This window comes from Bartonella sp. AA56HLJMS (genome assembly GCF_042197145.1).
GTDB lineage: Bacteria > Pseudomonadota > Alphaproteobacteria > Rhizobiales > Rhizobiaceae > Bartonella.
This window is the reverse complement of the sequence record NZ_JBHIRL010000033.1, coordinates 1-6,988: the sequence shown is the minus strand read 5'-3', so window position 1 is coordinate 6,988 and position 6,988 is coordinate 1. Positions and strand designations below refer to the sequence as shown.

Sequence of the window (6,988 nt, the reverse complement as noted above, 5' to 3'; positions counted from 1 at the left end):
CATCAATATCCCCATAAATATAAAGGATAAATTTGCTCAACCATATCCCCTTGCATTCATAGAGTGAACCTTCAAAAGACGCCTCATCTATGAGTTTTGAGGGGTTTGAGTATTTTGAGGGTTCCTTTTACCGCCCGTTATATATTTTTTTCAATCGAAAAATAAAAGTTATTATATTTCAATATGTTAATGTTTTAAGTGAACAGCCTATATTACACACAACACGTAAATACAATTTTTAATATATATATAAAGAGATTTTGAAGGTTTTAAGCACCTTCAAAATATCACTATAAAATGTTTCATAAAATTTATCAAAATACTCATTCTGATATATTAAAGTACATAGTGCATTTATCTTGATTAACCCATGAAATGAATAGAAAATTTCACTACTTTGCTGATCTACTCCATATCATGGGGTGTGGATAAACAACCTTTAAAAACCCTTTTTGAAAAAAAATTCTGGTTTTGCAAGAATTTCACCTCAGCTGACACTCGCTATTTATCCTAAATGGATTTAATTGGCTTCATTTTGAATCTTTTGAAGAGAATCAATCAGTAGAATATATTGTCATGGAGTCTGTTCTTTATGTCTCACCCTCTTTATTCTGACAATAAACAGATTTCTTTACGCTCTCTCTTACAAGCCTATCGTGATCAAGCGATATCAGAGCAAGATAAGCAAGCCGCTTTTGAAAAGTTTGTCATTGCTTATTTGACGCAAGACCCGCTTCAATGCCAAGAATACCAAAAGGTTCAAACTTATAGAGAGGTTGCTGACGAAAAGGGGTGGAAAGGAAGCGATAGAGACACTGATATTGATTTGGTAGCTAAAATTCGTGATCAAGACAATTACGTTGCTATTCGTTGTCAATTTTATGAGACCAATCATCAGATTACCCAAGATGATATTGAAAGCTTTATCGCCATTTCTGGTAAAAAGAGATTTAAATACCGTCTGCTCATTGATAGTACGGAAAAAGACTTAAGCGAAAATGCCCATACCATGATTGAAGGGCAAGCGGTTCCGGTTTATCGAATTAATCTGTTTGATATGGAAAATAGTCAAATCGATTGGGGTATTTTTGATAAGACAGGCAACATTGTTCTTTACGAGCAAACAAAGAAAAAGCTTTTAGATCATCAGAAAGAAGCGCTGAAAGCGGTTTGTGAAGGTTTGAAAGAAGCAGACCGTGGCAAGCTCATTATGGCATGTGGAACGGGCAAGACTTTCACCAGTTTGAAGATAGCAGAAACCATAGCAGGTCAAGGCAAGCATGTCTTATTTTTGATTCCCTCTCTTGCCTTGATGTCACAAAGCATTCGTGAATGGACAGCCGATGCACAAGTGCCCTTGCGTTGCTTTGCGGTGTGTTCGGATAAGCAAATTGGCAAGCGTCGTAAAAACCAAGAAGATGATGGGGAATTATCGGCATCGGATTTAGCCCTCCCTGCTACCACAGATGCCTCTAGGCTTGTCGAGAAAGTAGGCAACTCTTCTCCCCATGCGATGAGTGTTATTTTTGCTACCTATCAATCAATACAAGTCATTGTTGATGCGCAAAAGGATCATGGTTTAGCAGCCTTTGATTTGATTATTTGAGATGAGGCGCATAGAACAACGGGGGCTTCATTGGGAACAGAAGACAGTGAATCTGATTTTATCAAGGTTCACGATAACACTCTTATTCGAGGCAAAAAACGTCTATACATAACGGCAACGCCTCGTATCTTTAGTGACCATGCCAAAAGGCGTGCTGATGAGGTTGATGCTGTTTTAGCCTCTATGGATAATGAAGCCATTTATGGAAAAGTGCTTTATACCTACAGTTTCACCGATGCGGTCAAGAATGAACTGTTAACCCCTTATAAGATTATTGTTTTGGGTGTTGATGAGGGGGAAATCAGCAAAACCATGGAGATGCCTACCACAAGTAAAGATTATGAACTTCTTCTTGATTATAGAACAAAAATTGTTGGCTGTTATCAAGCTTTAACCAAACTGGATCTAAAAGCTGATCTTGGAGATGATACGAGCCCCATGCGGCGGGCTTTGGCTTTTTGTAAAGATATCAAGACCTCTAAAAATATCCGTGATACCTTCCAAGGAAAAGGTGTTAAGAGGATTTTCAATAGACTTTATCAAAACCACCCCGATACACCCCGTCTGATCTGTGAAGTTGATCATATTGATGGGAAGGATGGCGCCAAGGAACGGACAAGAAAACTGGATTGGTTGGAAGAAAATGTGGGGGAAAATCATTGCCGTGTACTTACCAATGTACGATGTTTGTCTGAGGGTGTCGATGTGCCTACCTTGGATGCGGTGATGTTTTTACACCCGCGTAAAAGCCAAGTGGATGTCATACAGGCGGTAGGACGTGTGATGCGGCGCGCTCCAGGCAAGAAAAGAGGCTATATCATTTTACCCGTTGGGGTGCCGGCTGGGATTGACCCCGAAAAAGCTTTAAAGAACAATACAAAATACAGTGTTGTTTGGCAAGTTCTCAATGCCCTGCTTTCTCATGATGAGAATTTTAGTAAAACGCTCAATCAGATGAATTTAGGACAAGATGTAAGCCCTATTTTAGAGATTATAACGGTTTCTCAAAATATGGATTTAGAGAATGTCACTACGGTTGTTGATGACCTGCCCCTGCAAGCAAAAACAGAGCATGCAAGTGCAAGCAATGTCTCTCCAATTCGTAAATCGCTTTCCACTCATAACGGACAAACAAGCTTCAATTTTGTAGCAGCATTTCCTAATGCACTTAAAACGGTTCTAGTTAAAAGATCGACCCTTTCTGATTATTGGGGCATATGGGCGAACAATGTTGCTGAGATTGCACAAAACCATATCAATCATCTTAAAGATATTCTTTCTGATGAGAAAGGCAAAGCGTGGTGTGCTTTTGATGCGTTTCATAAGGAATTAAAGAGCAATTTAAACGACAGTATTACGCAAGAGGAAGCGCTTGAGATGTTAGGACAACATCTTGTGACGCGTCCCGTGTTTGAAGCTTTGTTTGAGGGCAATGAATTTGTCCAGAACAATAGCATCTCACAAGCGATGGAAAGGATTTTAGCTGAGTTGGATAAAACCGATATCAAGCAAGAGTCTTTAGAACTCCAAGGGTTTTATAACAGTGTAAAATTCCGCGCCTCTGGGATTACTGAACCCCAAGCAAGACAAAACCTTATTATCAAACTCTACGAGGATTTCTTTTCCAAGGCATTTAAGAAAACCACGGATAGGCTTGGGATTGTTTATACGCCCGTTGAGGTTGTTGATTTTATCATTCATTCTGTTGATGATGTGTTGCGTAATGAGTTTGGAAAAAGCTTGGGATCACGTGGAGTGTCTATTCTTGACCCTTTCACTGGAACGGGTACCTTTATCACAAGGCTTTTACAATCAAATCTCATAAAACCAGAGGATATGGAATATAAGTTCCGTCATGATATCCATGCCAATGAGATTGTCTTGCTTGCCTATTACATAGCAGCGATTAACATTGAATCGACCTATCATAGTATCATGAAAGGAGAGTATATTCCTTTCAAGCATATTGGTTTGACCGATACTTTCCGCATGCTTGAAGAAAAGAACCTTCTGCAAAAATTATTTAAAGAAAATAGTGAATATTTGGAACATCAGAAAAACCTCGATATCAAAGTTATCTTTGGTAACCCTCCTTATTCGGTAGGACAAAAAAACGAAAATGATAATGCAAAGAATACTCCCTATCCCATATTAAATAAACGTATTAGTGAAACTTACGCTTCTCAATCTAAAGCAAATCTTAGGCAAGCGCTTTATGATAGTTATATTCGTGCTATCCGTTGGGCTAGTAACCGTATTGATAATGCTGGGGTAATTGGGTTTGTGACAAATGCGGGTTTTGTAGATACTAAATCCATGGATGGTTTACGAAAATGCCTCGTTGAAGAATTTAGCAGCCTTTATATTTTCCATTTACGGGGTAATCAACGAACTTCTGGAGAAATTTCTCGAAAAGAAGGTGGTAAAATTTTTGGTTCTGGATCTCGAGCCCCTATAGCGATTTCCGTTCTCGTAAAAAATCCAAATGCACAACAGCGTGGTAAGATATATTTTCGTGATATTGGAGATTATCTCACGAGGCAAGAAAAGCTTACGATAATCGAGTCCCTTGGTAGTATTGATGGCATTACACGAAGTAAACAAGGTTGGAAAATAATTATACCGGATAGGCATAATGATTGGCTTGGTCAACGTGATGACAATTTTAAAGCATTTTTATCCATAGGTTATAAAAAAGGGCATGGTAAAAAGCTTTTTAATACTTATTCCTGTGGTATTTCAACCAATCGTGATGCTTGGGCATATAACTCAAGCCGTGAATCTTTAGCAAAAAACATGAGTTATATGATTGCTTTCTATAACAGTGAAGTAGGACGTTTTAACAATACCTATCCACATACTGAACGTAAAGTACGTGTAAAGGTTGTAGATGATTTTGTCGATACAGATGAAAGCAAGATAAGTTGGAGTAGTAGTCTGAAAGAAGAGTTTGTAAAAGGAAAGTTTTTTGAATTTGAAACTACATGCCTCATTCAAAGTATTTATCGTCCATTTACGCAGCAATGGCTTTACTATAGTCGTATTTTTAACCATAGAGTTTATCAAATGCCCTGTATATTCCCCATGGGAAAAGCGGTTGAAAATAAAGTAATAGCAGTTACAGGTATAGGAGCAAAAAAAGACTTTTCTGTACTTATGACTAAAGATATACCTAACTTGGATTCAATAGAAAAAAGTCAATGTTTTCCACGTTATATTTACGAAGACACTAGGGTTGCAAAAAGTAAAGGTGAAAAACAGTCATATTTGTTTGCAAATGCTACAGAAGACAGCAAAACAGCTGATTTACAGAGGAGTGATGCCATTACGGATGAAGGCCTAGACTATTTTAAAGCAGCTTATCCTAATGAAACCATAACAAAAGATGATCTATTCTATTATATTTATGGTCTACTTCATTCGGAAGATTATCGTGCTCGTTATGCTGATAACCTCTCTAAAGAATTGCCTCGTATCCTTTGTGTAAAAACTGCTGAAGATTTTTGGAAGTTTGTAACAGCAGGACGTGAATTGGGTCATTTGCACGTGAATTATGAAACTGTAGAACCTTATCCAGTGACCTTTAAAAAGGGTAATCCAAAACAGACAGAGATCTCTAATCCCGAAAAGTTTTATTATGTAACTGAAATAAAATTCGCAAAAGCAGCTAAAGAGAAAGGAAAATCCGAAAAGGATAAATCAACAGTTATTTACAATAGCAATATCACAATAACAGATATCCCTCTTGAAGCTTATGAGTATATCGTCAATGGTAAACCCGCTCTTGAATGGGTTATGGAGCGTCAATGTGTAAAGACTGATAAAAAGAGTGGTATTGTGAATGATGCCAATCGCTATGCTGTTGAAACCGTTGGCAACCCTGCCTACCCTCTAGAGTTATTTCAAAGGGTTATTACCGTAAGTTTAGAAACAATGAAGATTGTTAAGAACTTACCAAAATTAGAAATAAGAAAAACTGAATAAGCTTATTAAAGCATGCTCACATAATGAGAGTGATAACCTTACAAGGGGTATAAGGTCTTATAACCATAATCTATACCTCTTTTGTTAAGTTGATTAGATACAATCCTAATATGCGTTATTCTAAAAATAAGGCTTTGTACTTTTAAACACTGTACTTTGGATTGCTTTAAGGCTTATAAGAAATCCCATCTTAAAGTGAATTAGATTTTTTACATTGCCTTTAAAAGATTATACCGTAATCTAAAATGATAGCTTTATTGTTATCAGAAGCTTTGTTTAAAGAGAGTTATGTATATTCATTTTCTTATATTACTTATAGGTTTTGAAGGTTTCTCAAACCCTCAAAATACCTTCAAAACCCCTTTTTATATATATTACAGATTGTATTTACGTGTTTTGTGTAATATAGGTTGTTTATTCAAAACATTAACATATTGAAATATAATGATTTTAATTTTCTCTCATTTAAAAAAAATGATATAGGTTCTAAAAAGAACTGACAAAAATGACAAAAGTTTATTAAAAGGGATTTTGCTCATCTCTATAATTATCATTCTCTCTTTAGATGTTTTCATAAGTGTTTTCATAACAGACAATAAATCGCAATTATCCTATTTATCATTTCTCTTATGAACATGAAAAATGATGCCATGGCTATAAAGAACATAACAACTATAGAGAAAGCAAAAATGCAAATGAAAGCATTTGTTATAAAGACAGTCCCTATAAAGGCTGTTAAGTCTAAAATGTGTTATTAAAAGAAATTAACAGAAATCTTAAAATTTATTTAGCAACAAAATTGATAGGTTATAAAGTTTAAAATACGCATTATGAGAGCGTTTCTAAATATTATAAATGTATAGATTAAGAAAATACGCAATCGTTTCATAAAACCTATAATATAGCTTTAAAAGCACATAAATATAAAAGAAGCAATTAATAAGCATAAGATATTATCAATACACAACGTATTTAAAAAATACAAAAAAATATCAAAAAAGTTTATAAATTAATTGATAATAAATACGTATTTTGTTATATAAATAACCAAGTGATGAAAACACTTTCGAATAGCGAATAGGTTGCGAAAAAACCTCTTCCATTTCTTTTAAAACACTGACTATCTTTTATGCTGTGATTAGCATATATAGTGATTTTGTCGGGTGTAGCTATGCCATACAATACCCTTATGGGAAAAGCATAGCAACGGACTATTCGCCGTGTTTTCAGCACCCGATGCTCTTATAGGGTGTCAATTGAAAACTAATTTACGAATAGGTGTAAAAATGAATTCTATTGTTAACACAGAAAAAACATCTCCAAAATACGAATTTATTGATGATTGTGAATATATCGATGGTCATTTCTTAACTCGAATTAGAGCCTTAAGAGATTTTG

The 6,988-nt window shown here is 35.6% G+C and carries 1 pseudogene; it reads left to right on the top strand.

Annotation, left to right across the window (positions count from 1 at the left end):
* The first annotated feature begins 592 nt into the window (after window positions 1-592).
* Window positions 593-5,590: pseudogene (locus tag ACFINI_RS09085) on the top strand (DEAD/DEAH box helicase).
* Window positions 5,591-6,988: the final 1,398 nt, after the last annotated feature.